This window comes from Bradyrhizobium sp. LB11.1 (assembly GCF_040549385.1).
Classification (GTDB): domain Bacteria; phylum Pseudomonadota; class Alphaproteobacteria; order Rhizobiales; family Xanthobacteraceae; genus Bradyrhizobium.
Genome location: NZ_JBEPTH010000008.1, coordinates 191,640 through 217,130, shown reverse-complemented (window position 1 = coordinate 217,130; position 25,491 = coordinate 191,640). Strand labels below are relative to the sequence as shown.

The following is a 25,491-nucleotide window of genomic DNA, read 5'->3' as shown; positions in this document are numbered from 1 at the left end:
CATCGTCACATGCACGAACAGCGATGGGTTTCGCTTCGCTCTACCCATCCTACAAGTTTCGATAATTCAGTTCTGGAGTGCTGCAGCGTGAATCCAAGGGAGCTGGCGATGGCCGATGAAGCGCGTTCGCGACTGGGCCGGGGTCTTGCGAGTCTGATCGGTGACGTGGGCGGCGAGGCTCAGCACGTCGACCGTCCGCGTGCACAGCGCAAGGTGCCGATCGAATTCATCAAGGCCAATCCGCGCAACCCGCGCCGCGCCTTTTCGGACACCGAGCTCAAGGAGCTCTCCGAGTCCATCAAGCAGCATGGCGTTATCCAGCCGATCGTGGTGCGCCCCGTGAAGGGCGCGCAGGATCGCTTCGAGATCATCGCCGGCGAGCGGCGCTGGCGCGCCTCGCAGATGGCCGGCCTGCACGAAGTGCCGATCGTGCCGGTCGACATCAGCGACAGTGATGCGCTGGAGTTCGCGATCATCGAGAACGTGCAGCGCGAAGACCTCAACCCGATGGAAGAGGCGCAGGGCTATCACGCGCTCGCCAACGAGTTCAAACGCAGCCAGGACGACATCGCAAAAGTCGTCGGCAAGAGCCGCAGCCACGTCGCCAACATGATGCGATTGACCAAGCTCCCGGCCGAGGTGCAGGCCTTTATCGCGACCGGTGAGCTGACCGCCGGTCACGCCCGCGCGCTGATCGGCGTGCCCGATCCGCTCGCCGCCGCCAAGCGCATCGTTGCGGAAGGCCTCAACGTTCGCCAGGCTGAAGCGCTCGCGCATGAAGAGGGCGTGCCGGAGCGCAAGCCGCAAAAGGCGCGTGCCACCGGGGGCAAGGAAAAGGATCCTGACACGATCGATCTGGAGAAGCGCGTCAGCGACGCGCTCGGCCTCAAGGTCACCGTCAGTCACCGCGACCCCGGCGGCTCGGTCCAGATCAACTACCGCAACCTCGATCAGCTCGACGAGGTGATGAAGCGGCTGGCGAAGGGCGCGCTGTAGCCTTCGTTGCTCGCGCAACTCTCCACTCGTCATTGCGAGGAGTTCTTGCGACGAAGCAATCCAGAGTCCTTCCGCGGAGGGACTCTGGATTGCTTCGCTGCGCTCGCAATGACGGCAGATGGAGCGGCGGCCCTAGCCCCGCCGCTTCGCATTCGCCGCGATCGCCATCAGCGTGCGCTGGGCGATGGCGGCGGCCAGAGTCGATTGCTTGCGGGTGTCGAGCGCGGCGGTCGCTAGTTGTTCGATGATTCCCGCAAGCCGCGCCACGCTGAAATTACGCAGCGCCGTTTCGACCGCGGGCTTTCGTGAGAAATGCAGCCGCGGATATCCGCCGTCGAGCACGGTGGAGGCCGGGGTACCGTCGGCGATGGCGAGCGCGGATTTGTGCAGCCACGCGGCTTGGCGCTGTGCGGCCGAGATGATCACGCCGGGATAGGTGCCGGCAATCATGGCCTTGGCGAATTCAGTCTCGACGATGTCGGGACGGCCCGCGAAGGCGCCGTCGACGATCGGATCGAGTTTTAGCTCGGACGCATCCGCGACCACGGACATCACGTCGTCCAGCGTGATCTCGCCTTTACCGTGGGCGTAGAGCGTGAGCTTGCGCAGCTCGTTGCGCGAGGCCTGGCGATCGCCGCCGAGAAACGACATCAGCGCGGCGCGGGCATCCTGCGCGATCCGCAAATTGGCGATACGGAGCTCGTCCTCCATCAGTTTTGCGAGGTCGCGCTCGGTGTCGGGATAACAGCCGATCGCCACGGCCGCCTTGGCCTTCTCGCAGGCCTTGCGCAGTGGTGACTCCGGGCGCAGCTCGCCGGCTTCGATCACGATGCGGCAATCCTTGACGCCCATCTCGGCCAGCGTGTCGACGCCGGCGGCAAAGCTGCGCGAGCCGGCGCGGATGCGAATGGCGCGGCGACCGCCGAACAGCGGCACGGTCATGGCTTCGTCGACAAGGCGCGACGGCTCGGCGGAGAGCTCGTCGCCGTCGAGTTTGACAAGCGAGAAGGGATCGTTGGGATCGTCGATCGCAGACGCAATCAGCGCGTCGGCGCGCTCGCGCACGAGACCGGCATCGGGACCATAGAGCAGGATGATCGGACGACCCGCGTCGGGGCGGGTGAGGAAGGCGTCGATCTCTTTTCCGCGCAGCGCGACCATCGGGCCCAATATGGATCGAGATTCCGGGTTTGCCCGTCAGGCGCCCCGGAACGATAGACTACGTCAGGTGCCGGCGGTGAAGAACGCGGCGAGCCGGGTATTGATGTTGTCGGCGATCTCGTTCGAGGCACGATCCTCGGCGTCACGCACCGCGCGGTTGCGGGCGAAGCGCTGATAGGAGCCAGGCATGTCGTAGGACACGCGTGAGAACGTCGTGCCGGTCATCACCGATTTGCCTGTCGCGACCTCGATCAGATTGTACTGGCAGTCGATGCCGTAGTTCTCGCTGTTCGGCAGGCCGGTGTTGGGATCGACGATCAGGGACGACTTGCTGGAGTTGAATCGGATCACCAGGCGGTGGGTCGGCGGCATGCCTGTGGCCGAGCCGTAGAGCTTGAATGCCAATGCGTTGCGGACCTCGACGCCGACCCGGGCTTCGCGCGAGGCATTCGCCTTCTCGACCGGCGGGAGCTCGACCCCCATCAACTTTTCACGCAAGCCCGGGGTGCCGTCGGTATGCTCGGCGTACATCGGCTGGAAGCAGCCAGCCGTCAGCGCCGCCAATGCGGCGATTGCCAGCAAGCGGGCTGCGATGCGGATCCTAGCCGACAACATTCACGATCCTCTTGGGGACGATGATCACCTTGCGGACGGGTTTACCATCCAGGGCCAGTTTTACAGCATCAAGGGCCAAAGCGGCAGCCTCGATTTCCGGATTCTGGGCCGCTGTTGCAACCGTGACCTCACCCCGTTTCTTGCCGTTGACCTGAACCACGAGGGTCACGCTGTCTTCAACCAGCAAATCGCGTTCGATTTGCGGCCAATCGGCCTCCGAAACCAGCCCGGGCTGGCCCAGAACCTGCCAACACTCCTCAGCCAGGTGCGGCATCATCGGGGAGAACAGCTGGACCAGGATCTGGCTGGCCTCCCGGATCGCCCAAGCCAAGTCAGGGGCCGGTTCGCCAGGGCGCTGAAGCACCTCCGAGAACGTGTTCGTGAATTCACGGATATGGGCGAGGCAGACGTTGAAGTGCAGCCGCTCGACCCCGGTCGTGACCTTGTCGAGCGCCCCGTGGGCGGCCTTGCGCAGGGCGATCGCATCCGGACCGAATGAGGCCGGCCGGGCCGCGGGGGCAGCCTTGTCGAGTTCCTTGCCGATTTCTTCGGCATCGTTCACCAGTCGCCACAGCCGCTGCACGAAGCGCGAGGCGCCCTGGACGCGTTCGTCGCTCCAGATCACGTCGCGGTCGGGCGGGGAGTCCGACAGCATGAACCAGCGGGCGACGTCGGCGCCGTAGGTCGCGATGATGTCGTCGGGGTCGACCGTATTCTTCTTCGACTTCGACATCTTCTCGATCGCGCCGATCGTAATGTCTTCGCCGGTTGAAAGCAGCGTCGCGCGGCGTCCGTTGCCGCTAACCTCGACCTTCACCTCGGCCGGCTGCACCCAGCTGCCGTCGGCCTTCTGGTAGGTCTCGTGCACCACCATGCCCTGCGTGAACATGCCGGCGAACGGCTCGTCCAGCGCGATGTGCCCGGTCGCCTTCATGGCGCGGGTGAAGAAGCGGCTGTAGAGCAGATGCAGGATCGCGTGTTCGACGCCGCCGATATATTGGTCGACCGGTAGCATCCGGTTGGCGACCGCGGGCGTCGTCGGCGCGTTCTCGTTCCAGGGATCGGTGAAGCGCGCGAAGTACCAGGACGAATCCACGAAGGTGTCCATGGTGTCGGTTTCGCGCAGGGCTTTAGCCCCGCATTTCGGGCAGTTGACGTGCTTCCAGGTCGGGTGATGGTCGAGCGCGTTGCCCGGCTTGTCGAAGCTCACATCCTCCGGCAACACCACCGGCAGATCGGCGTCAGGCACCGGCACCACGTCGCATTTCGGGCAGTGGATGACGGGAATCGGACAGCCCCAATAGCGCTGCCGCGAAATGCCCCAGTCACGCAGGCGGAAATTGACCTGACGCTCGCCGACCGGCGCGTTGCCGCGCAGCTCGTTTTCCAGGCGCTTTGCGACCTCGTCCTTTGCCTGCTCGATGGTCATGCCGTCGAGGAAACGCGAATTGATCATGCGGCCGTCACCGTCATAGGCGGTGTCGGTGATGACGAAGGTCTTGGGATCCTGGCCCTCGGGACAGACCACAGGCGTGTTGCCGAGATTGTATTTGTTGACAAAGTCGAGGTCGCGCTGGTCATGCGCGGGACAGCCGAAGATCGCGCCGGTGCCGTATTCCATCAGCACGAAGTTGGCGACATAGACCGGCAGTTTCCAGGAGGGGTCGAACGGGTGAACCGCGCGGATGCCGGTGTCAAAACCCTGCTTCTCCGCGGTGTCGATGATCGACTGAGCGGTGCCGATCTTCTTGATGTCGGCGATGAACTCCGCGAGTTTCGGGTTCTTCGCGGCCGCGGCCTGCGCCAGCGGATGATCCGACGAGATCGCCATGAACTTTGCGCCGAACAGCGTGTCGGGACGGGTGGTGAAAATCTTCAGCTCGTTCTCGCCGGCGGGCGTAGTCGCCTGATCCAGCGCGAAGCGGACCAGCAGGCCCTCGGAGCGGCCGATCCAGTTGCGCTGCATCAGCCGCACCTTGTCGGGCCAGCGCTCGAGCCCATCCAGCGCGGACAGCAATTCCTGCGAGTACTTCGTGATTTTGAAGACCCACTGGCTCATTTCCCGTTGTTCGACAACGGCACCGGAACGCCAGCCGCGGCCGTCGATCACCTGCTCATTGGCGAGCACGGTCATGTCGACCGGATCCCAGTTCAGCTTGCGCTTCTCACGCTCGGCCAGACCTGCGCCGAGCATGTCCAGGAACATCTTCTGCTGATGCTTGTAGTAGCTGGGGTCGCAGGTCGCGAATTCGCGGGACCAGTCCAGTGACAGCCCGATCGAGCGGAGCTGCTTCTTCATCGCGGCGATGTTGTCGTAGGTCCAGGCCTTTGGCGCGACCTTGCGCTCGATGGCGGCGTTCTCGGCCGGCAGGCCGAAGGCATCCCAGCCCATCGGGTGCAGCACGTTGAAGCCCTTGGCGCGCATGAAGCGGGCCAGCACGTCGCCAAGCGTGTAGTTGCGGACATGGCCGATATGGATGCGCCCGGACGGGTAGGGGAACATCTCCAGCACATAGTATTTCGGCCGCGAATCGTCGTTCTTCGAGACGAAGATCGCCTGTTCGTCCCATTGGCGTTGCCAGCGCGGTTCGGCGTCGCGGGCGTTATAGCGTTCGGAGGTCATGGAATCGTTGGGTTTTCGTGGTTTCGGCCGGCTGAAGAGGCCGGACTAGGCCATAGAAGTCCTCGGGGGGTCAATGGGTTGCCGCGAGCGGCGGCACCCCGCAATGCTGCTCCGCAAAAGTACGGATGAGCCTATTGGGATCGGATTAAGGGGTCGGTGCGAGGTTGGCCGCCAACAGCACCCGCGTCAGGCAATGGACTCAGATTTCGACGATCCCGATTATGACTATGCCGCGTCCATCGCCGGACGGGCGATGCGGGGCATGGCCGAGCAGCGGATTCCGCCGACACCGACCAATTTTGCCGTCTGGTTCCAATATTTCGCAGGCAGCCATGACGATTTGCGCAACGCCATCGAGCTTCTGATCGACCACAACCGTCCGTTCGACAGCCGGACCAATCAGAATCTGTTCGAGGCCTATATCGCGCCCCAGGTGAGCGCCGTTGTCGTCAACACCTCCGAGCGGCTGCATACGCTGATGGGGACCGCGAGGGAGTTTCTGACGACCGCGATTGCCGACAACCGCTCCCAGATGCAGGTGATCAGCCAGGTTGCCGACCAGGGCCAGGCCGGCGTCGATCCGAAGGCGCTGGTTGCCCAGCTCATGAACGAGCTGGCGCGGGCCGCCACCAGGACGACACGGCTCGAGGCAGGCTTTGCGGAAAAGACCCGCGAGCTCGACGTGATCCGCGATTCGCTCACCAAATCCGAGGAGCACGCCCGGACCGACACGCTGACGTGCCTCGCAAACCGGCGGGCGCTCGATGAATTCCTGCGCAAGGCGCAGACGACTGCGGATTGGGGCGAACCGCTCAGTGTGCTCATGCTCGACATCGACCACTTCAAGACCTTCAACGACAATTTCGGCCACGGCGTCGGCGACCAGGTGCTGCGGCTGATGGCAAAGGTGTTGCGCGAAAAGGTTCGCGCGCAGGATCTGCCGGCGCGCTATGGCGGCGAGGAGCTGATCGCGGTGCTGCCGGACGCCGATCTTGCCGCCTGCACCGACACCGCCGAGCGCATCAGGCGTGCGCTCGCGGAATGCACCATCACGCGCCGTTCGACCGGCGAGGTGCTGCCGAGTATCACGGTTTCAATTGGCGTTGCGCAATATCGCCCCGGCGAAACCACCGCGGATTTGATCGAGCGCTGTGACCGCGCGCTCTATCTCGCCAAGGGCGGTGGCCGCAATCGCGTGGTGACTGAGAACGAGCTCGATCGCGCCTTCGCCGCGGGCTAGAAACTAGCCCGCCATCGCGATATCGGCGGTGGTGCCCTCGATCCGCACAATGCCGTGCTCGACGACATTGTTGCGGCCGCGGTGTTTTGCGGCGTAGAGCGCGGCGTCAGCAGCTTCGATCAGATCGCCGGGCCGCAAGGTCTCGTTCGGCTCCGTTGCGGCGACGCCGATCGAAACGGTGACGATCATGTGCGCGGACGTGATGTGCGGCAGGCAGAGCTTCAGCACTGCGGCACGCACCAGCTCGCCGATCTCGACCGCGCGCATCACGTCGGTGTTCGGCAGCAGCAGGCAGAATTCTTCGCCGCCATAGCGCGCCGCAAAGCCCATCGTGTCGGCGGCGATGCCGGACAGCGACTCGCCGAGCCGGGTCAGGCAGGAATCGCCTTCGAGGTGGCCGTAGGTGTCGTTGAACAGCTTGAAATGGTCGACGTCGATCATCAGGAGCGCGAGTTCGCTGCCATATTGCTGCGCGCGCATCCATTCGAAGTCGAGCCGGCTCTGGAAGCCGCGGCGGTTGGCAAGCCCCGACAGCATGTCGATCGAGGCCATCACTGTCAGCCGGTCGTTGGTCGCGATCAGCTCGCGCTCGCGCTGGCTGAGCTGGGCGGCCATCGCGTTGAACGCGCGCGCCAGCGGCACGAATTCGGAGGGTAGCCGATTGCGCGCCGCGCGGGCCGACAGATCGCCCTCGCCGAGACGCTTGGCCATGTCGGCGAGCATTTCGATCGGCTTGATCACCAGCTTCTCGGCCGCGATCAGCGCACCGAGCAGCACGAACATGACGACGAATGCCAGCTGGAGATAGGCAGTGCGAATGTCGCGGCTGACCGCCGCGGACACCTTGTCCTCGTCGATGCTGGCGATCAGGCGGGCATTGGTGCCGGCGATGCGGATGAAGCTGACCGCGCGCCGCGATCCGTCGGCGGCGAGGAACGACAGCGAGCCTTCGTCCTGGTCTGAGCGCAGGGCCATGTCTGCGATCGCCGACATCAGCGGCATGTTGTCGAGCGGACGACCGACCGCGCTGTGCTGGTCGGTGGGCGCAGCCAGCACGGTGCCGGCGCTGTCGACCAGCACCGCCGTGATCCCGGCGCGGCCGCCCAGATTGTTCATCACCTTCGACATCCAGTCGAGGTTGACGGTTGCGAGTACGACAGCGTCGGCGACGCCGCTGAACACGGAGACCGGATAGACCGCCATGACGGTCGGCGACTGCACCGGCCGCGACAGGATGAAGTCGGACAGCACGAAGCGCCCGGTTTGCTGCGCCTGCTGGAAATAGGGCCGGTCCGAGAGGTCGAGGCCGACATACATGTTGTTGGTCGCGCACTGGATGCGGCCGTCCTGGCCGGCGATCAGCAGCGTACGGATCCAGGGCAGGCTCGTCGGCAGGCTCGCGCGCAGCACGTCGCAGCTCTTGCTGACGCCGCCGGCGGATGCGCGAATGAAGGCCTCGGATTTCAGGATGGTCTCGACTGACGAGATCACTTCGCGTTGTGCGTCGGCGCTGTGCCTTGCCACCGTGGTGAACTCGGCCGCGGCCTGCGCAATCTGCTTGGTGCGGGTGTCTTCAAGCGAACGAATGCGCTCGAGCATCAAGGGCGCGACCAGAATCACCGCGAGCAACGCAAGCCGGGCCCTGATACCCAGGACCTGCTTGAGTTTTGCTCGTTTGCGGTTGAAACTAACGTTTGCCATCTTCGCTACCACCCCGCGGGCTAAGGTAAAGCGAAGGGTTCAAAAACTCTTTCTTGAACTTGGTAAAATTGGAACTACCTCCGTTACTCCTGCGATTGATCGACGTCATGACAGAAGCCAATGCCGCGCCGGTAACCGGCGATTCACCAAGCGCGCTCGCTGAGGTCGAGACGGAGATTGCACGTGCTTGCAAAGATGCGCGGCGCGATCGTGCCTCGGTGACGCTGATCGCGGTGTCCAAGACTTTCGCGGCGGATGCAATTACCCCGGTGATCGGCGCCGGGCAGCGCGTGTTTGGCGAAAATCGCGTGCAGGAGGCCAAAGGCAAGTGGCCGGCGTTAACGTCTGTTTACCCGGGCATCGCGCTGCATCTGATCGGACCGCTGCAATCCAACAAGGCCAAAGAGGCGGTGGCGCTGTTCGATGCCATCCATTCGGTCGACCGTCCGAGCATTTGCCAGGCGTTAGCCAAAGAAATCGAATCCCAGAACAAGCACCCGCAACTCTTCGTTCAGATCAACATCGGCGAGGAGCCGCAGAAGGCCGGCGTCGCGCCCGGCGAGGCTGACGCCTTCCTCGCGAGCTGCCGCGACACCTATGGCCTGACGATCTCCGGCCTGATGTGCATCCCGCCGGTGGACGAGCCGCCGGCGGCGCATTTCGCGCTGACCGCCAAGATCGCCGCGCGCAACGGATTGCAGAACCTGTCGATGGGCATGAGCGCGGATTATGCGACCGCCATCATGTTAGGTGCCACCCATGTGCGCGTGGGAAGCGCGATCTTCGGGCACCGGTAAGAGCCGTCGGCGAGGGCAGTGCCCACCAACGCGCTTTTGATTTCGTCATTGCGAGCGGAGCGAAGCAATCCAGAATCGTTCCGCGGAGGGACTCTGGATTGCTTCGCTCCGCTCGCAATGACGGACGGAGAGAGATGGGCTCGCGATGATGGCGGAGCCCGCGCGGCCTACGCGAACCCCACCGACACCTTCCCGAACACGCCGAAATCCGCCGCAAAATGATCGCCGGCCTGGATCGGGAGTGGCGGATGGCAGGTGCCTGTCGTCACCACCTCCCCTGCCCGCAAGGTGAGGCCGAGTCCGCGCAGCTCGTTCGCAAGCCAGGCCAGTGCCGCGCGGGGATCGCCGAGCACGTTCGCGCCGTGACCGACATAGCGCTGACCGCGCAGCGTGATCTGCGGCCGCTCCTCGATGAGATCCATTGCGCGCCAGTTTGCGGTCGTCGCCGCGCCCAGCACGAACTGATGGGCACAGGCATTGTCGGCGATGAGCTGCGCCTCGCCTGCGCTGGCGAAATCGATGAAGCGCGAATCCGGAATCTCGATCGCGGGATGCAAGGTGTCGACGGCGGCAAGCACCTCGTCGACACTGTACGACGAGGGTCGCGGCGCCAGATCGTGTCCCATGCGGAAGCAGAATTCAGGCTCGCCGACGCGCATCGCGTTGCCCTTCATCGATGCGATGCCGCCATCGGCGATCACCGTGTCGCGCATGATGCGCCCGGCCAGCGGTCCCGCGACATTGATGTGCTTCTGTCCGGCCTCGCTCGTTGCTGCGATCTTCCAGCCGAACAGCTGACCGCCAAGTGCTGCCTGCACCGCGTAACCTTCGGCGCGGCTCTGCGGCCGCAGCCGCGTCTCCAGCGCATCAAGCTTGCTGCCGTCACGCCAATGTTGAACGAGGACCCGCGAGGCAGCGGCGATCTGATCCTTGTCGAGCATGTGTCCTCACCCGATGATGATTTTTGTTCTTGGTCCTATCAGCCGCAGCAATTGTAGCATCGCCGCCCTGGTCATGGAGACACAGCCCGCGGTCGGGCCGAAATTGTCGCGCGCCAGATGCAGGAACACGGCGCTGCCGCGGCCGGCGATGCGGGGCCTGGTGTTGTGGTCGATTTCGATGATGAAGTCATAGAGTTGGTCGGCGCGCTTGAGCCGGTCACCGCCCTCTCCCTCCCCGCGCCGTATCCACTGGTTGTAGTGGCGATTGCCGGGATCTTCGCACCAGGCGTCCGCGCTGGTGATGATCCGGGCCGGCAGAAACGTCCTGGGCCGGCTGTGGCGGTCGCCCCGCCACCACAATTGCCGGGGCCGAAAGCTGCCCCTGGGGGTGCCGCCGTCGCCCTCGCGCTTGTTCGCCAGAATACCGCCGCGCCCCAGTGCAACCGGGATCGTCAGCGCGCCGGCCGTCAGCCAGCCCCTGCGCGGATTGCCGGCGGCGGGCTTAACGCGGATCGCGGAAAGCGGTCCGGAGCCTCGTTTCCTGGGGTAACCGACTGACACAGCTTTGTTTTTCATATGAACGTGCGATGTAATATTCATTACAGGACATTCATCAAGACGGCCTGCTATTCTGGGTTAGAGTAATTCCGGCTTGTGAATCGGTAACAGCCCACTACTTCAACACGAACAACAATAAAAACAGCGACCCTTTAAACTTCCCATCACGGCTGGGTGCGGCATGCATGCGCGCCTCGTCGGACTCCAAAAGGATGACCCCCTATGGCCAATGCCCGCAAGATCCTGATCGTGGATGACGATACCGATCTGCGCGACACGTTGGTGGAGCAATTATCGCTGCACGAAGAATTTGAAGCCTCCGCCGTCGATACTGGCGCCAAGGGCGCGAGCGCCGCAAAGGCCAACGCCCCGGATCTCGTGCTGATGGACGTCGGCCTCCCCGACACCGACGGTCGCGAGGTGGTCCGCTCCTTACGCAAAGGCGGCTTCAAGGCGCCGATCATCATGCTGACGGGGCATGACACCGATTCCGATACGATTTTGGGCCTGGAATCAGGCGCCAACGACTATGTGGCAAAGCCTTTCCGTTTCGCCGTGTTGCTGGCCCGCATCCGCGCCCAGCTCCGCCAGCACGAGGCCAGTGAGGACGCAGTCTTCTCGGTCGGCCCCTACTCCTTCCGTCCCGGCTCGAAGATGCTGACCGCCGCCAATGCGCGAAAAGTCCGCCTCACCGAGAAGGAAACGGCGATCCTGCGCTTCCTCTACCGGGCCGGCCAGATGCCGGTCTCGCGCGAGACCCTGCTCCAGGAGGTCTGGGGCTACAATTCCGGCGTCACCACCCACACGCTGGAAACCCACATCTACCGTCTTCGCCAGAAGATCGAGAAGGATGCCGCCAACCCGGAAATCCTGGTGACGGAAGCCGGTGGCTACAAGCTGGTGCCGTGATACGCTCCAGGAGCGCGCGATTCGTCGTAAATTAGCGCGTTCCATGAGCCTCGGACCGGAATGTCAATCGACGACGACGTAGCGCTGCTCGAGCGTGTCCCGACACTGCGCCTGTTGGGAGACGCCTCGTTGCGCATGCTGGCGATCGGCTCCGAGCAGCGTGACTTCGTCCGCGGCGACATCCTGTTCAATCTTGGAGACGATGCCGACGCCGGCTTCGTGGTCCAGCGCGGTGCCTTTCGCGTCGATGACGGCGCCGGCGCCGAGATGATCGCAGGCCCCGGCACGCTGATCGGCGAGCTCGCGCTGGTCGTGCCGATGAAGCGGCCGTCCGGCGCTGTCGCGATCGAGCATTCCTCCGTCATCCGCGTCGCGCGAAGCCTGTTTCAGCGCGTGCTCGAAAGCGACCCTGCCGCCGCAGTTCGCCTCCGCGACGAATTCGCGGTTCGCTCCAGCCAGATCGCGAGCGACATTCTGATGGCCGGTGCGAAGCTGAGCACCTGAGCGGGGCGGGATTTAGCCGTGCCCTCCTCCGCGGATTTCATTCTCTGCTGAATTCAAACAGCGCGCTGCGGTCGTCCTGGTAAAGCCGCCGCAGTCCCGGAATGACCGCCAGCTGCGACGCATCGATGTCGAGCAACCAGACATGGTCGAAGCGATCGCGAGGAATTTGCGCGATCCTTTGCGCGAGCGTGGCACTCAGATCGCTATCGCAGCCGCCCGGGGGCACCACAATGTACTGCGACGGATCTGCGTTGAACGCGGTGCCGCGGGCACGGAGTGGCGTCAGCAACTGTTGACCACCCGATGCATCCCATTGCGAGTTGACGAAGGCGTCCCGTCGGACGATGGCGAGCGACCCCAGATGCGCCACACGCGGTGCACGCCATTGCTCGCAGGCCGGCGGCCGTGTCAGAACCGCGATGCTTGCACCGCGCGGGACGTCCTTCAGGGCCTGCAAATGCTGCACGTAAGCGGAATCATAGGCCGCAAACCCGACAGCCATGGCGACGATCCGAATCGCAAAAACAGCCAGCGCGATGCCCGCGATGATCGCGGAGCCGCGCTTCATGCGGCCGGTGGGCGCGATGGCGGTGAGGCCGACGATGAAGAAGACCGGCCATAGCCGGACATCGGCATAAACAGCGCCGAACATCTGGCCTGGCATCAGCAGAATCAGAATGAGGAAGCTCGCTGCTCCGACCAGCAGTGTTGGATTGCGCCTGACGTCACGGCTGCGGATCCCGAAATACAGCAGGCCGATCGCCAACAGCAGGCTCAGCGTGTCCAGCCAGATATTCTGATCACGCAGCGTCCAAACCAGTCCAAGGACCTTTGTGCCGATGTCGAAGAAATGCCCCGTCGAGGCGGCGCCATTGCCTTGCCGCCAGGCAATCATGAGCACAGCGGGAATCATGACGGGCCAGGCGCGTCGCAGAATGACGAGCACCATGGAAGGCCACGCTCCTGGCGCGCGATTCCAGCTGCGGCAGAGCTCAAAGGCGCCGACGAGGACGACCAGGACCACCCAGCCATAGGCGTGAGCGAGCCAGACCAGGCACGAGGCCGCCGCGAACAGCGCGGCACGCATCACCGAGCCATTCTTCCCTGTCGTCTCGACCCAGGATGCGAAAACGTGAAACGCGAGCGCACAGCCAAGCCAGTAATTCACGAAGCCGAGCTGGAACGGATAGGACATCGCGAACCATGCGGCCACGATGGCAAAGGGCGTGAGCTCCCCATGCAACGCTCGGCTGATCCGCCCGATGGCAGAGATCATGACGAGCGGAAGCGCCAGCGCAATCAGCCAAGCCGCGCGTTCGAGACCGAGCACCGGTGCCAGCGGAGTGATGAGCAATTCAACGCCCAGATTGCCGACCAGCTGCCAGTGAAAATCCCAGCTCTGCTGGAGCGCCGGCGAATCCGCCAGATGCAGCTGCACATGGTAGCGGCCGATATGGGCGAGGAAATCGATCAGCGGCGGCGTGTGCACGAACCAGAAGGGTATCGTGCTCAGCAACATCAATCCCGGGACGACGAAACGGGAATTCCACCATGCACGAACCGGTGATTCTGCAGGGTCCGACGGCGCTTGTGTGCGCATCATCCTCTCCGAAGGCTTGGAGCGTTTTCCAGCGCAGTGAATACCGGTTCGCGTTAAGAAAACGCGTCAAGACAAAAATTCAGACGTCCAGCGTCACCGTCACCGGCACGTGATCCGACGGTCGCTCCCAACTGCGCGCATCGCGCAAAATCTTGAAATCCTGGACCGCGTCTTTTAGCGCGCGCGACACCCAGATGTGGTCGAGCCTGCGGCCGCGGTCGCCGACGGTCCAGTCGGCGGAACGGTAGCTCCACCACGTATAGACCTTTTCCGACATCGGGATGCGGTCGCGCGCGACGTCGACCCATTCACCGGCGCTGAGTGCTGCCTGCAGCTTTTCGGTTTCGATCGGCGTATGCGAGACGACTTTAAGAAGCTGTTTGTGCGACCACACGTCGTTCTCGTGCGGCGCGACGTTGAGATCGCCGACCAGGATGTGGCGATCTTCTCCGCGTGGATGCAGCGGTTCGCACGCCTTCATCTCGTCGAGAAAGCGGAGCTTGTGGTCAAATTTCTCGTTCAGGGCAGGATCGGGGATGTCGCCGCCGGCAGGTACGTAGAAATTATGCACCACCAGCGGCTTTGCGATGTTGGCTTTTGCGCCGAACGACACCGAGATGTGACGCGAATCCACCTTGTCGCAGAAGGTGCGGATGTCCGTGGATTCGAATGGAATCTTCGAGACGATGGCAACGCCGTGATAGCCCTTCTGCCCGTTCAGCGCGACGTGCTCGTAGCCGAGCCGCTTGAAGCGCTTCAGCGGAAAGGCGTCGTCGATGCACTTGGTCTCCTGGAGACACAGCACGTCGGGTCGCGCGCTCTTGAGAAACTTCGCGACCAGATCGATGCGAAGCCGCACCGAATTGATGTTCCAGGTTGTCAGGGAAAGACGCATGCGAATTGCGTCATAGCATGGATTGGTGCGGGCAAAATGCTTGTCCACAGGCGAGGTTTCGTAGGGTGGGCAAAGCGAAAGCGTGCCCACCATGCCGACCGCGACGGGAGATGGTGGGCACGGCGCAAGTGCGCCTTTGCCCACCCTACGGGACCTACCCCGGTGATGGCACGTTGTAATTGGTGAAGTCGATCTTGAACATGTTGGGATCGAGCTTCTTGCTCGTATCCAGATTATAAACCGCGAATGTGGTGTCGTAGCCCTGAGGGTCGGTCACCGTCCATTGCTTCAACTGGCCGTCCTTGGCGCCGAGCATCAGCAAGAGGCGACTGGTGCCGACCAGCGCCTGCTTTTCCTCGATGGTCACACTGATGAAGAGGTCGTCCGCGGTCACGCTGACGACGTTGGTGTCCTTCATCAGGTCGATGCGGTCCGAGAGCAGAAAGCGTAGCGGCGTCTGCGACAGCGGGTAGACGTCCTGGGTTGCAAGTTTGCGGTCACGCACGACCACCGATGATCCGTCGGCAACGATGTCGATCGGGCTAGGCGGATCATATTCGACGCGCATCTTGCCCGGCTTCTGGATGTAGAAATCGCCTTGCGTCTTGCTGCCGTCGGGGCCGACCTGGACGAAATTCCCGACCAGCGTCGACAGCGAGGACAGATAGGCGCTGACCTTGGCCGCCTGCGCCTTCTGGTTTGCATCGAAGGTTTGGAAGATGCTGCTCGGCACGTTGCGGCGCGGATCGGGAATGACCGGATTCGGCGGCGCCTGCGTTGCACCCGTGATCGACGGTCCGCCCGAGGGCTGAGCAGCGTCGCGGCCCTTCGGCGCGGGCTTCGGTACGGGCACGTTCTGCGCAAACGACGCCGCGGTCACCATCGCGGCCGTGACCAGTAGCACGCTCGCCACGCGCGCGCTGCGCGCAGCGAAAGAGGCCGCGAATCGAATGTCCGGATGTTGGGTCAACGCGTCGTCCTGTGTGGCTGGGCGTCGTTTTAGCGTGATTTCGGGCAAAAGCAGATAACGTTTTTGCGTGAAATGGGATTTTGAGGTCGCTCGCCTCACATATGGCTGTCTTCTTCCTCGACCAGAATCTCGCGCTTGCCGGCGTGATTGGCGGGTCCGACGATGCCTTCCAGTTCCATGCGCTCCATAAGCGATGCGGCGCGGTTATAGCCGATCTGGAGGCGGCGCTGGATGTAGCTGGTCGAGGCCTTGCGGTCGCGTTTGACGATGGCGACGGCCTGCTGGAACAGGTCGCCGGCGCCATCCCCGCCCATTCCGGTGGCGTCGAACACCGCGCCATCCTCGCCCTCTGTCGACTCTTCGGCGGTGACGGCCTCGAGATATTCGGGCTGACCCTGCGTCTTGAGGTGGCGCACCACCTTCTCGACTTCTTCGTCCGAGGCGAATGGGCCGTGTACACGGCTGATGCGGCCGCCGCCGGCCATGTAGAGCATGTCGCCCTGGCCGAGCAGTTGCTCTGCGCCCATCTCGCCCAAAATGGTGCGGCTGTCGATCTTCGACGTGACCTGGAAGGCGATACGGGTCGGGAAGTTCGCTTTGATCGTACCGGTGATGACGTCGACCGACGGACGCTGCGTCGCGAGGATCACATGCAGGCCGGCGGCGCGCGCCATCTGCGCGAGGCGCTGCACGGCGCCTTCGATGTCCTTGCCGGCGACCATCATCAGGTCGGCCATTTCGTCGACGATGATGACGATGTAGGGCAGCGGATCGAGCGAGAGTTTCTCTTCTTCGTAGATCGCCTTGCCGGTTTCCTTGTCGAAGCCGGTGTGAACGGTGCGCGTCGGCTCTTCGCCCTTGGCCTTCAATTCGCCCAGGCGCGTGTTGTAGCCGTCGATATTGCGCACACCGAGCTTGGCCATGTTCTTGTAGCGCTCTTCCATCTCGCGCACGGCCCATTTCAGCGCGACCACCGCCTTCTTCGGATCGGTCACGACGGGGGTGAGCAGATGGGGAATGCCGTCATAGACGGAGAGTTCGAGCATCTTCGGATCAACCATGATCAGCCGGCACTGGTCCGGACGCAGCCGGTAGACGAGGCTCAGGATCATGGTGTTGATTGCGACCGACTTGCCCGAGCCGGTGGTACCGGCGATCAGCATGTGCGGCGTGCGTGCGAGATCGATGATGACGGGGTCGCCGCCGATGGTCTTGCCGAGGCAGAGCGGCAGTTTTGCCACCGTGTCGACGGTTTCCTTGGCGATCAGCAGCTCGCGCAGATAGACTTTTTCGCGATGCGCGTTCGGCAGCTCGATGCCGATGGCATTGCGGCCGGGTACGACAGCGACGCGCGCCGACAGCGCGCTCATCGAACGCGCGATGTCGTCGGCAAGCCCGATCACGCGCGACGACTTGATGCCGGGTGCGGGCTCCAGCTCGTACAGGGTGACGACGGGACCCGGATTGGCCTTCACGATCTCGCCGCGCACGCCGAAATCTTGCAGCACGCCTTCGAGCGCGCGCGAATTGGCTTCCAGCTCTGCCTTGCTGAGCGGCTGGCGATCGCCCGCCTTGGGCGCGGCCAGCACGGACACGGACGGAAGCTCGAACTTGTCGGAGGATTTCCTGGAAGCGGCCTTCGGCGCAGCCTTCTTGCGCGGAGCACGCGCGGCCGGCTCCTCCTCTTCCTCCTCCTCGTCTTCCTCTTCTTCGTGTTCGCCCTCGTCGTCCTCGTCTTCGGACCGCGGCGAGATCGAAGGCGCGGCGCGGCCACCGAGATTGGGTTCCTGCCGGCTGAAAGCAACCGCCTTGGCCTTTGGTCCGCTCGAGACCAGCGAGCGATAGGCAGCTCCAAACAGCCAGATCAGCCGAGCCTTGGTGCTCATCAGCGCGTGGAACAGCCAGCCCAGCGACACCGAGCCACGATCGCTCTCCTCGTCTTCGTCGAGCGGCTTGTCGTCGTCCTCGATCTCCGCGAGCTCTTCGTCATGCGCGCGTGCGCCGAGCCCGCAAGCAATCAGGAAGGTCGCAGCCAGCGCGACGAACAGGATGCTGCCGAGCGCCATGCGATAGATCGCGCCGGGCAGCCCGAAGATCACCGCGGGCGCACGCACCAGCGCATCGCCGACCACGCCGCCGAGCCCTGTCGGCAGCGGCCAGGCGCCACCATGCGGCCAGCAGCTGACAAAGCCCGCCGCGATCACCGTGCAGAGAATCCAGGAGCCGAGCCGCAGCGCCTCGCGGTCGAACGGGCGATGGGTCATCATGCGCCAGCCCCACACCGCGACCGTCAGGATCAGCATGATCGCGCCGAGCCCGAGGATCTGCATCGCGAGGTCGGCGCCGATGGCGCCGGCATAGCCGAGAATGTTGTGGATCGGCCGCGATGTCGCGTGGCTAAGGCTCGGGTCCTGCACCGACCAGGTCATCAGCGCAGCAGACGCAACGCCCGACAGCGTGATCAGGCCGAGACCGGTGAGTTCGCGCACGCGCCGGCTCAACGCCTCGCGGATCGAGGGCGGCAGATGGCCGACCAGAGGAATCACACGTTCGATTGCCGACATGCTCATGGGCCCCGCCTAACCCAGAGTTTCGACCAGCCGGTGCAGCGCCTGCGCCGTGGTCTCACTGTCCTGCACCAGCGCCAGGCGAATGTAGCCGGCACCGGGATTGAAGCCATCGGGCTGACGACGCGCCAGATAGGAACCGGGCACCACGCGCACGCCGGCTTCCTTGAAGAGCCGGAGAGTCACGGAGACGTCGTCACCGATCTCGGACGTGTTGAGCCAGACGCAGAAGCCGGCGTCGGGCCGGCGATAGCCGTAACGATTGCCGATGATCTGGTCGGCGAGATCGAACTTGATCCGGTAGAGCCTGCGGTTCTCCTCGACATGCGCTTCGTCGCCATAGGCAACGGTCGCGACATGCTGGAGCGGCACCGGCACCTGCGGCGCTGCGATATTGCGCAGCTCCAGGAACATGCCGATCAGCTTCATGTCGCCTGCGGCAAAGCCGACACGCAGGCCCGGCAGGTTGGAGCGCTTCGACAGCGACTGGAACGCAACCACGCGGGTGAAATCGGGGCCCGCACATTCGAGCGCGCTGCCCGGTGCCTCGCGGGTGTAGATCTCGGAGTAGCACTCGTCGCTCAGGATCACGAAGTTGTAGCGATCGGCGAGGCTCTTCAGACGCGTGAAATAATCGCGCGACGCCACCGAGCCCTGCGGATTGGCGGGTGACGCGAGATAGAACGCCACCGTGCGCGCGAGCGTCGCTTCGTCGATGGCGTCGAGATCAGGCAGGAAACCGTTTTCGACGGTGGTCGGCAGATAGACCGGCTCGCAGGCTGCGGCGCCGGCGCCAGCGCCATAGACCGGATAGAAGGGATTCGGCATCAGGATGGCGGGCTTGCCGGGACGCGGGCCGACATAGCGCGCTGCTGCGATCGCGGCGAGGAACAGCCCCTCCCGGCTGCCATTGAGGACGAGAATCTCGCTCTTGGGGTCGAGCGGTCGCGGCAGCCTGAAGCGCGATGATAACCAGGTGCTCGCTGCTTTGCGGAACAGGTCGGTGCCCTGGTTCATCGGGTACCGGCCGAAATCGGCGATGTGCTTGGCCAGGACCGGACCGACGAAATCCGGAACCGGATGCTGTGGCTCGCCGACCGCGAGCGAAATCAAGGGCTTGCCGGGCTGATGCGGCGCCAACAGCTCGTTCAGCCGGACGAAGGGCGAGCGCTCGCTGTCGGAGCTTCCACCGGCCTGCGGCGCACGGGATGAAGCGGTCATGACCATTCTGGGCGCCAGCACTCTTGGAACGGCCGACGCATGGATACGCCGGCGGGAAAGCGGTTCAGTTCACCATAGATAGGGCGAGGTTAAGACGCGATTAACCATCGGTCGGTCGGTCCGTCCAGAGCGGGAATAATGAGGCCGGATAACAACGTGGGCGGTTCTATCCTCTCCCGCTTGCGGGAGAGGAAGCACACCGTCTTGCTGGCGCGATCGATGTCTAGTGCCCCGGCAGCTTCTCGAACGTCGCCATGCCCTCCGGGATCGCGTGGAACTTCTGCTTGTCGCAGGTGTAGATCGCCATCTGCGGATGGAACTGGTTCGGTTCGTCCAGCGTGCCGACCTTCAGGACCGCCGCCGGCAGTCCCGGAACTTTCGTCACCAGATGGGTGCCGCATTCGGCGCAGAACTCACGTGTGACGGCGCGCTCGAGATCCTTGCGCGTGAATTGCTTGGGTTGCCCCGTGATGTAGCTGAAGCCCGCCGCCGGCATCGCGATGAAAGTGTTGGGCGCGCCGCCCGAGATGTACTGGCACTCGCGGCAGTGACATTGGGCCTGCATCATCGGATCGCCCTCGGCCACGTAGCGTACTTCTCCGCAATAGCATCCGCCTTCCAAACGCATGACGACCTCCCGGTTTGTTGTTCGTTGTGGTCGTTAGTTCTGCGCCGGCAATCTGGAATGGCAATCCTTTTCTTCTTTGCACTGGCCAAAAAGAATCCCGCCAAAAAGAAAGGGGCTCCAACTTGCGCTGGAGCCCCTCAACGGTCGGGGCATTGCCGGGTATGTGCCCAAACCGTAGTTGAGGACGCGATCCCCGAGGAGAGATCGCGCCCGGGAGAAGAAGTTACATGTTGTAGGCGCGCTCGGTGTGATCGGTGATGTCGAGGCCTTCACGCTCGCTCTCGACATTGGCGCGGAGGCCGACGATCACATCGACGACCTTGTAGAGGATCGCCGAACCGACACCCGACCACACCAGCGTGGTGCAGACGGCTTCGATCTGGGAGAGCATCTGCGCCGCGAAGTCGTAATCGGCAACCTTGGGCGGGATCGCGGTGTAGTCCATGATGCCCGCACCACCGAGAGCCGGATTGACCAGGATGCCGGTGCCGAGGGCGCCGATGATGCCGCCGATGCAGTGCACGCCGAACACGTCGAGCGAGTCGTCGTAGCCGAGTGCGTTCTTCACGACGGTGCAGAAGAACAGGCAGACCACGCCGACCACGAGACCGAGGACGATCGCACCCATCACGCCGGAGAAGCCGGCGGCAGGGGTGACGGCCACGAGGCCCGCGACAGCGCCGGAGATGACGCCGAGCACCGATGGGTGACCCTTGATAATCCACTCCGCGAACATCCACGACAGCGCGGCGGCCGCGGTGGCGACGAAGGAGTTGGTCATGGCGAGCGCAGCGCCGCCGTTGGCTTCGAGGTTGGAGCCGGCGTTGAAGCCGAACCAGCCGACCCAGAGCAGCGAGGCGCCGATCATCGACATGGTCAGCGAGTGCGGAGCCATCAACTCCTTGCCGTAGCCGGTGCGCTTGCCGATCAGGAGAGCGCCGACGAGGCCTGCGATGCCGGCGTTGATGTGCACCACGGTGCCGCCAGCGAAGTCGATCGCGCCCTTCTTGAAGATCCAGCCGGCGTCGGCGTTGATCTCGTCGAGCTTGGCCTGAGCCGCGGTCTTCGCCGCGCCATCGGCCGCAGCAGCAAGCGCCTTGGCCGCATCCTGGATCGCGTCCGGACCGGGCCAGTACCAGACCATGTGCGCGATCGGGAAGTAGATCAGCGTGACCCAGAGCGGGATGAACAGGGCGATCGCCGAGAACTTCATGCGCTCGGCGAAGGCGCCGACGATGAGGGCGGGCGTGATGGCCGCGAAGGTCATCTGGAAGCACATATAGATGAGCTCCGAGATGCTGGCGTCGACCGAGAAGGTCGCAGCCTTCGAGTCGGTGGTGACGCCCATCATGAAGGCCTTGGAGAAGCCGCCGATGAAGTCGGAGCCGCCGGTGAAGGTGAGGCTGTAGCCGTACACGGCCCAGATCACGGTGACGACGCAGACGGTGTAGAACACCTGCATCAGGACCGAGAGCATGTTCTTGGAACGAACGAGGCCGCCGTAGAACAGCGCGAGACCCGGGATCGTCATCAACAGCACGAGCACTGTCGATGTCAGCATCCAGGCGTTGTCTCCCTTGTTGACCGTTGGCTCGGCATAGGCTGCGGTCGCAGCGAACAGGCCAACTGCGAGAGCCGCCAATCCCGCGCCATAGGGACGCTTAAACGTCATTTCATTTACTCCTGATTGGATTTTGGTTGAGCGCGAAATCAAAGGGCCGCGGCGTCGGCCTCGCCGGTGCGGATGCGGACCGCATGATCGAGGTTGATGACGAAGATCTTGCCGTCGCCGATCTGTCCGGTTTTGGCGGCGGACGTGATGGCGTCGATGGTCTTGTCGACCTGCTCGGAGGCGACGGCGACTTCGATCTTGATCTTGGGCAGGAAGCTCACGGCATATTCGGCGCCGCGGTAGATTTCCGTATGGCCTTTCTGACGGCCATATCCCTTGACTTCCGTCACCGTGAGACCGTGAACGCCAATGGCGGTCAGGGCGTCACGGACTTCTTCCAGCTTGAATGGCTTGATAATCGCCATAACAATTTTCATGGGTCCTATCCCCGCTTGGGCCCGGTCCGGACGTGGCCGGGCGCTTCTCGGCTGGTTCGCCACGAGGGAGAAAGTTCACTACGCGGGCACAGCCGGGACCCTTAGAATCAAATGCCGTGCCAGATCGGGCGCGTTGCCTAACGGACTATGAAAGCGGGGCTTTTCGCGTTGGGCGGGTGTTCCGCTGCAGTGCGCTAATACGTCGCGCTCAATCCATGGTCAGGCCTGATCAAAAAGCAGGCATGACAGGCTGTCGACACAATTGCTGCTCACGCGTCGGGCAGCGGAGAGGTATTATATTAAAGGAGCAGCTCGCTGGGCCGCGCCGCGCTGCAAAATATCGACGCCGCTGGCGGCGTGCTCGCGGGATACGCGCAACCTGTCTGGACCGTCAGGCGGCCTCACGCTCCGCAAAGACGCGGTCGATCAATCCCCACTCGACCCCCTGCTGCGCGGTCATGAAGTGGTCGCGGTCGAGGGTCCTCTCCACCTCCTCCTCCGAACGCCCGCAATGCTGCGCATAGAGCCGGGTGATCCGCCGCTTGGTCTCCTGCATTTCGTTGGCATGGATCAGGATGTCGGACGCCTGGCCCTGGAAGCCGCCGAGCGGCTGATGGACGTGAAGGCTCGCATTGGGCAGCGCGGCGCGATGACCGGCCTCGCCGGCCATCAGCAGGAACGAGCCCATGGAGCGCGCGGTGCCCATGCACAGCGTATGAACCGGCGCCTTGATGAACTGCATGGTGTCGTACATCGCCAACCCGGAGGTGACCACGCCGCCATAGGAATTGATGTAGAGATTGATCGGTCTGTTCGGGTTTTCCGCCTCCAGGAACAGCAGTTGCGCGCAGACCAGGCCGGACATCGCGTCATTGACCTCGCCGTTGAGGAAGATGATGCGCTCGCGCAGGAGCCGCGAGTAGATGTCGAAGGATCGTTCGCCGCGGGCGGATTGTTCGACGACCATAGGGACGAGCTGAAGCATGTCGCGCATCGGCGACCTCCATGTCTGCAGGTGATGAAGTCTGTTTGCTGTTAGGCCGCCGCGCGCATCACGCAGCGATTGCTGTTGGCCGGCTGCGGCAGCTCGACGCCATCGTCGCAGGCCCGCTGGATGATGCGAAAACGCGTGCCGCCGTCTTCGTTCGGCTCGATGCGGAAGATGACGTGGCTTTCGCGAAACGGCGGCTCTGAATCGCGAAGCCGGTAGCGCACCTCTTCGCCTGCGATCGATGATTCCGGCTCGGCGCCGGCAAGGTCGCAATCCGGCAGCCAGCGCTCGCGCAGGGCCGGAATGGTCACGGCGCGCCAGACTTTTGCCGGCGGCGCATCGAGTTCATATTCGAGCACCAGGGCGGCGTCGGAGGGATCAGGCTTCGCTGCGTCGCTCATTGATCCATATCCTTCAAGAGATCGGCGAGTGCGTCCATGCGCTTCGGCCAGTAGGCGCGGTAGCGCGCGAGCCAGGCTCCGATGGCGATGATTCCGTCCGGGTCGACTTCGTAATTCACAAAGCGGCCCTGCCGCTGCTCGCGCACCAGGCCTGCCGCGCGCAGCACCGAAAGATGCTGCGACATCGCCGGCTGGCTGATCTCCAAGCCGTCGCGCAAGACGCTGGCATTCAGGCTTCCGCCCGCGAGCTTCTCAAAGACTTTTCGGCGCGTCGGGTCGGCCAGCGCCTTGAAGATGTCGGCTTCAATCATGTCAACACATAAGCATGTACTTATGTATTGTGCAAGCCCCGATTACTGAAGCGCTTCGCCGTGCTGCGAGATATCGAGCCCCTCGAGCTCGTGCTCGCGCGATACGCGCAGGGGCACGAACAGGCTGACCAGCTTGAGCAGGACAAAACTCACACCCGCCGACCAGACGAAGGTGACGGCGACCCCGTAAAGCTGGATCAGCAATTGCTGCGGATGGCCCTCGAGCAGGCCGGCCGTGCCGCCGATCGCGCTGGTCGCGAACACGCCGGCGAGCAGCGTACCGGTCAACCCGCCGATACCGTGGACGCCGAACACATCGAGCGAATCGTCGTAATTGAAACGGTGCTTCAGCCAGGTGCAGGCCCAGTAGCAAATCCCGCCTGCGGCGATGCCGATGACGATGCCGTGCCACGGTGCGACGAAGCCCGAGGCCGGCGTGATGGTGCCGAGGCCCGCCACCGCGCCCGAGATCATGCCGAGCACGGACGGCTTGCGCCGCGTCGACCATTCGATCGCACCCCAGGTCAGCGCACCGGAGCAGGCCGCCAGATGCGTCGCGATGATCGCCATCACCGCGCGCGAATTGGCAGCGCCCGCCGAGCCGCCGTTGAAGCCGAACCAGCCGACCCACAACAGGCCCGTGCCCATGACAGCGAGCGAGAGATCGAACGGCGACAGATTTTCGGTGCCGTAGCCGTGACGGCGCCCCATCACTTTGGCGGCAACGAGGCCTCCCGTGCCGGCCGACAGATGCACGACGAGACCGCCGGCGAAATCCAGCACGCCCATGCCGGCGAGGAAGCCACCGCCCCACACCCAATGCGCCAGCGGAATGTAGACAAAGATGAACCAGGCCACCGAGAACAGCAGATAAGCGGAGAACCGCATCCGGTCGGCGACCGAGCCTGCGACCAGCGCCACCGTGATGATCGCAAACGTCATCTGGTACAGCATGAACAGCGCTTCAGGGATCGTTTTCGCGGCCGGATTGACGCTGTCCATGGTCATGCCGGCGAGGAACCAGCGATCGAGCGAGCCGATCCACGGGCCGTCGCCGACGAAGCACAGCGAATAGCCGAACGCGACCCAGAGAATGGAGATGATCATCACCGCGGCAAGGCTCTGCGCCATGGTCGCGAGCACGTTCTTCTTGCGCACCATGCCGGAATAGAACAGCGCAAGTCCCGGAATCGTCATCATCAGCACCAGCGCGGTGGCGACGATCATCCAGGCGGTGTCGGCGGGGTTGATCTCGGCGTTTGCCGCCTGCGCCGGCGCTGCCATGATCGACAAGAGTACGATCGGCGCAGCCATAGCGGCTACGCGGCGCAACAATCCCGCCATGTCATTTCCCCCAGCACAGTGATGGCGTCGCACGCGATGGCGTCGTTGCCCGGTGCGATCGAATGGATGTGTTTAGAGCGCGTCGCTGTCGGTTTCGCCGGTGCGGATGCGCAGCGCGTGGTCGATCGGCGTGACGAAGATCTTGCCGTCGCCGATCTGCCCGGTGCGGGCGGAGGCGGTGATCACGCCGACGGCCTTATCGGCGATGTCGGAGGCGACCGCGATCTCGATCCGCAGCTTCGGCAGGAAGTTCACGACATATTCCGCGCCGCGATAGATCTCGGTGTGACCCTTCTGGCGGCCGTAGCCCTTGACCTCCGTCACGGTCATGCCGTGGACGCCGATCGCCGTCAGCGCCTGGCGGACTTCATCGAGCTTGAAGGGTTTGATGATCGCGACGACGAGTTTCATGGTCAGGCCTATTCCCCGGGATGCGCCCCGCCGTATGTCCCCGGCGCTGCGTCAATCT

At 63.7% G+C, this 25,491-nt stretch carries 24 protein-coding genes; 5 read left to right on the top strand and 19 right to left on the bottom strand.

The genetic code is table 11. From position 1 onward, the window contains the following. The first annotated feature begins 108 nt into the window (after nucleotides 1–108). Nucleotides 109–996, top strand: coding sequence for a ParB/RepB/Spo0J family partition protein (locus ABIA96_RS22185; protein ID WP_354139172.1), 888 nt, complete (start codon nucleotides 109–111; stop codon nucleotides 994–996). A 132-nt stretch (nucleotides 997–1,128) separates the two neighbouring features. Here the strand turns inward: ABIA96_RS22185 and holA are convergent, their stop codons facing one another. The 3 genes from holA to leuS all read right to left on the bottom strand — a co-directional run bounded on the left by holA (nucleotide 1,129) and on the right by leuS (nucleotide 5,395). Continuing rightward, nucleotides 1,129–2,157 carry a DNA polymerase III subunit delta gene (gene holA, locus ABIA96_RS22180; RefSeq protein WP_354139299.1) on the bottom strand — a complete coding sequence of 343 codons (1,029 nt, stop codon included), beginning with the start codon at nucleotides 2,155–2,157 and terminating at the stop codon, nucleotides 1,129–1,131. A gap of 63 nt (nucleotides 2,158–2,220) precedes the next feature. Next, a complete protein-coding gene (locus ABIA96_RS22175) occupies nucleotides 2,221–2,772 on the bottom strand; it encodes a hypothetical protein (protein ID WP_354139171.1) in 552 nt (183 codons plus the stop codon). Then, on the bottom strand, nucleotides 2,759–5,395 hold the full coding sequence (gene leuS, locus ABIA96_RS22170; RefSeq protein WP_354139170.1) for a leucine--tRNA ligase: 2,637 nt from the start codon (nucleotides 5,393–5,395) through the stop codon (nucleotides 2,759–2,761). Before leuS ends, ABIA96_RS22175 begins: the two co-directional genes overlap by 14 nt. Before the next feature lie 193 nt (nucleotides 5,396–5,588). On the opposite strand from leuS, the gene ABIA96_RS22165 reads away from it, so the two are divergent. Further along, complete coding sequence (locus ABIA96_RS22165; RefSeq protein ID WP_354139169.1) at nucleotides 5,589–6,635, top strand: GGDEF domain-containing protein; 1,047 nt, start codon at nucleotides 5,589–5,591, stop codon at nucleotides 6,633–6,635. A 3-nt stretch (nucleotides 6,636–6,638) separates the two neighbouring features. On the opposite strand, the gene ABIA96_RS22160 is transcribed toward ABIA96_RS22165, so the two are convergent. Further along, nucleotides 6,639–8,336, bottom strand: a complete 1,698-nt coding sequence (locus ABIA96_RS22160; protein WP_354139168.1) for a diguanylate cyclase domain-containing protein — start codon at nucleotides 8,334–8,336, stop codon at nucleotides 6,639–6,641. 107 nt (nucleotides 8,337–8,443) lie between these two features. On the opposite strand from ABIA96_RS22160, the gene ABIA96_RS22155 reads away from it, so the two are divergent. Continuing rightward, nucleotides 8,444–9,133, top strand: coding sequence for a YggS family pyridoxal phosphate-dependent enzyme (locus tag ABIA96_RS22155; RefSeq protein ID WP_354139167.1), 690 nt, complete (start codon nucleotides 8,444–8,446; stop codon nucleotides 9,131–9,133). Between the two features lie 167 nt (nucleotides 9,134–9,300). Here the strand turns inward: ABIA96_RS22155 and ABIA96_RS22150 are convergent, their stop codons facing one another. Next, on the bottom strand, nucleotides 9,301–10,074 hold the full coding sequence (locus ABIA96_RS22150; protein WP_354139166.1) for a 2-keto-4-pentenoate hydratase: 774 nt from the start codon (nucleotides 10,072–10,074) through the stop codon (nucleotides 9,301–9,303). Nucleotides 10,075–10,080: 6 nt separating this feature from the next. Beyond that, nucleotides 10,081–10,650 carry a L,D-transpeptidase family protein gene (locus tag ABIA96_RS22145; protein WP_354139165.1) on the bottom strand — a complete coding sequence of 190 codons (570 nt, stop codon included), beginning with the start codon at nucleotides 10,648–10,650 and terminating at the stop codon, nucleotides 10,081–10,083. A gap of 204 nt (nucleotides 10,651–10,854) precedes the next feature. Here ABIA96_RS22145 and ABIA96_RS22140 point away from each other — a divergent pair, with 204 nt between their 5' ends. Then, a complete protein-coding gene (locus tag ABIA96_RS22140; protein WP_007598630.1) occupies nucleotides 10,855–11,541 on the top strand; it encodes a response regulator transcription factor in 687 nt (228 codons plus the stop codon). Nucleotides 11,542–11,601: 60 nt separating this feature from the next. Then, nucleotides 11,602–12,045 carry a cyclic nucleotide-binding domain-containing protein gene (locus ABIA96_RS22135; protein ID WP_354139164.1) on the top strand — a complete coding sequence of 148 codons (444 nt, stop codon included), beginning with the start codon at nucleotides 11,602–11,604 and terminating at the stop codon, nucleotides 12,043–12,045. 37 nt (nucleotides 12,046–12,082) lie between these two features. Here ABIA96_RS22135 and ABIA96_RS22130 read toward each other — a convergent pair whose 3' ends face one another. The 13 genes from ABIA96_RS22130 to ABIA96_RS22070 all read right to left on the bottom strand — a co-directional run bounded on the left by ABIA96_RS22130 (nucleotide 12,083) and on the right by ABIA96_RS22070 (nucleotide 25,433). After that, nucleotides 12,083–13,561, bottom strand: a complete 1,479-nt coding sequence (locus ABIA96_RS22130; RefSeq protein ID WP_354139163.1) for a hypothetical protein — start codon at nucleotides 13,559–13,561, stop codon at nucleotides 12,083–12,085. Between the two features lie 163 nt (nucleotides 13,562–13,724). Further along, nucleotides 13,725–14,540 carry an exodeoxyribonuclease III gene (gene xth, locus ABIA96_RS22125; RefSeq protein WP_354139162.1) on the bottom strand — a complete coding sequence of 272 codons (816 nt, stop codon included), beginning with the start codon at nucleotides 14,538–14,540 and terminating at the stop codon, nucleotides 13,725–13,727. Between the two features lie 154 nt (nucleotides 14,541–14,694). Further along, on the bottom strand, nucleotides 14,695–15,453 hold the full coding sequence (locus ABIA96_RS22120; protein ID WP_354139298.1) for an outer membrane lipoprotein carrier protein LolA: 759 nt from the start codon (nucleotides 15,451–15,453) through the stop codon (nucleotides 14,695–14,697). 152 nt (nucleotides 15,454–15,605) lie between these two features. Beyond that, entirely contained in the window at nucleotides 15,606–18,080 is a 2,475-nt protein-coding gene (locus tag ABIA96_RS22115; protein WP_354139161.1) for a DNA translocase FtsK, read from the bottom strand. Between the two features lie 9 nt (nucleotides 18,081–18,089). Beyond that, a complete protein-coding gene (locus tag ABIA96_RS22110) occupies nucleotides 18,090–19,304 on the bottom strand; it encodes an aminotransferase class I/II-fold pyridoxal phosphate-dependent enzyme (protein WP_354139160.1) in 1,215 nt (404 codons plus the stop codon). A 217-nt stretch (nucleotides 19,305–19,521) separates the two neighbouring features. Further along, nucleotides 19,522–19,926 (bottom strand): GFA family protein, encoded by a 405-nt coding sequence (locus ABIA96_RS22105; RefSeq protein ID WP_354139159.1) that lies wholly within the window; start codon nucleotides 19,924–19,926, stop codon nucleotides 19,522–19,524. Between the two features lie 223 nt (nucleotides 19,927–20,149). Then, on the bottom strand, nucleotides 20,150–21,598 hold the full coding sequence (locus ABIA96_RS22100; protein ID WP_354139158.1) for an ammonium transporter: 1,449 nt from the start codon (nucleotides 21,596–21,598) through the stop codon (nucleotides 20,150–20,152). Nucleotides 21,599–21,636: 38 nt separating this feature from the next. Beyond that, nucleotides 21,637–21,975, bottom strand: coding sequence for a P-II family nitrogen regulator (locus ABIA96_RS22095; protein ID WP_027535364.1), 339 nt, complete (start codon nucleotides 21,973–21,975; stop codon nucleotides 21,637–21,639). 391 nt (nucleotides 21,976–22,366) lie between these two features. Then, complete coding sequence (locus ABIA96_RS22090) at nucleotides 22,367–22,969, bottom strand: ATP-dependent Clp protease proteolytic subunit (protein ID WP_354139157.1); 603 nt, start codon at nucleotides 22,967–22,969, stop codon at nucleotides 22,367–22,369. Between the two features lie 41 nt (nucleotides 22,970–23,010). Beyond that, on the bottom strand, nucleotides 23,011–23,367 hold the full coding sequence (locus ABIA96_RS22085) for an SRPBCC family protein (protein WP_354139156.1): 357 nt from the start codon (nucleotides 23,365–23,367) through the stop codon (nucleotides 23,011–23,013). Then, a complete protein-coding gene (locus tag ABIA96_RS22080) occupies nucleotides 23,364–23,678 on the bottom strand; it encodes an ArsR/SmtB family transcription factor (RefSeq protein ID WP_354139155.1) in 315 nt (104 codons plus the stop codon). The genes ABIA96_RS22085 and ABIA96_RS22080 overlap by 4 nt, the downstream gene beginning before the upstream one ends. Before the next feature lie 42 nt (nucleotides 23,679–23,720). Next, the gene (locus ABIA96_RS22075; RefSeq protein WP_354139154.1) at nucleotides 23,721–25,022 is read right to left on the bottom strand and encodes an ammonium transporter; all 1,302 of its coding nucleotides are present in this window, start codon (nucleotides 25,020–25,022) and stop codon (nucleotides 23,721–23,723) included. 72 nt (nucleotides 25,023–25,094) lie between these two features. Beyond that, nucleotides 25,095–25,433: a P-II family nitrogen regulator gene (locus ABIA96_RS22070; protein ID WP_027535359.1), complete on the bottom strand. Its 339-nt coding sequence runs from the start codon at nucleotides 25,431–25,433 to the stop codon at nucleotides 25,095–25,097. Between the last annotated feature and the right edge of the window lie 58 nt (nucleotides 25,434–25,491).

Coding starts and splice junctions, on each gene's coding strand:
- ABIA96_RS22185 (WP_354139172.1), top strand. CDS start 109: ATGGCCGATGAAGCGCGTTCGCGACTGGGCCGGGGTCTTGCGAGTCTG.
- holA (WP_354139299.1), bottom strand. CDS start 2,157: ATGGTCGCGCTGCGCGGAAAAGAGATCGACGCCTTCCTCACCCGCCCC.
- ABIA96_RS22175 (WP_354139171.1), bottom strand. CDS start 2,772: ATGTTGTCGGCTAGGATCCGCATCGCAGCCCGCTTGCTGGCAATCGCC.
- leuS (WP_354139170.1), bottom strand. CDS start 5,395: ATGACCTCCGAACGCTATAACGCCCGCGACGCCGAACCGCGCTGGCAA.
- ABIA96_RS22165 (WP_354139169.1), top strand. CDS start 5,589: ATGGACTCAGATTTCGACGATCCCGATTATGACTATGCCGCGTCCATC.
- ABIA96_RS22160 (WP_354139168.1), bottom strand. CDS start 8,336: ATGGCAAACGTTAGTTTCAACCGCAAACGAGCAAAACTCAAGCAGGTC.
- ABIA96_RS22155 (WP_354139167.1), top strand. CDS start 8,444: ATGACAGAAGCCAATGCCGCGCCGGTAACCGGCGATTCACCAAGCGCG.
- ABIA96_RS22150 (WP_354139166.1), bottom strand. CDS start 10,074: ATGCTCGACAAGGATCAGATCGCCGCTGCCTCGCGGGTCCTCGTTCAA.
- ABIA96_RS22145 (WP_354139165.1), bottom strand. CDS start 10,650: ATGAAAAACAAAGCTGTGTCAGTCGGTTACCCCAGGAAACGAGGCTCC.
- ABIA96_RS22140 (WP_007598630.1), top strand. CDS start 10,855: ATGGCCAATGCCCGCAAGATCCTGATCGTGGATGACGATACCGATCTG.
- ABIA96_RS22135 (WP_354139164.1), top strand. CDS start 11,602: ATGTCAATCGACGACGACGTAGCGCTGCTCGAGCGTGTCCCGACACTG.
- xth (WP_354139162.1), bottom strand. CDS start 14,540: ATGCGTCTTTCCCTGACAACCTGGAACATCAATTCGGTGCGGCTTCGC.
- ABIA96_RS22115 (WP_354139161.1), bottom strand. CDS start 18,080: ATGAGCATGTCGGCAATCGAACGTGTGATTCCTCTGGTCGGCCATCTG.
- ABIA96_RS22110 (WP_354139160.1), bottom strand. CDS start 19,304: ATGGTCATGACCGCTTCATCCCGTGCGCCGCAGGCCGGTGGAAGCTCC.
- ABIA96_RS22105 (WP_354139159.1), bottom strand. CDS start 19,926: ATGCGTTTGGAAGGCGGATGCTATTGCGGAGAAGTACGCTACGTGGCC.
- ABIA96_RS22100 (WP_354139158.1), bottom strand. CDS start 21,598: ATGACGTTTAAGCGTCCCTATGGCGCGGGATTGGCGGCTCTCGCAGTT.
- ABIA96_RS22095 (WP_027535364.1), bottom strand. CDS start 21,975: ATGAAAATTGTTATGGCGATTATCAAGCCATTCAAGCTGGAAGAAGTC.
- ABIA96_RS22090 (WP_354139157.1), bottom strand. CDS start 22,969: ATGCGCGACATGCTTCAGCTCGTCCCTATGGTCGTCGAACAATCCGCC.
- ABIA96_RS22085 (WP_354139156.1), bottom strand. CDS start 23,367: ATGAGCGACGCAGCGAAGCCTGATCCCTCCGACGCCGCCCTGGTGCTC.
- ABIA96_RS22080 (WP_354139155.1), bottom strand. CDS start 23,678: ATGATTGAAGCCGACATCTTCAAGGCGCTGGCCGACCCGACGCGCCGA.
- ABIA96_RS22075 (WP_354139154.1), bottom strand. CDS start 25,022: ATGGCGGGATTGTTGCGCCGCGTAGCCGCTATGGCTGCGCCGATCGTA.
- ABIA96_RS22070 (WP_027535359.1), bottom strand. CDS start 25,433: ATGAAACTCGTCGTCGCGATCATCAAACCCTTCAAGCTCGATGAAGTC.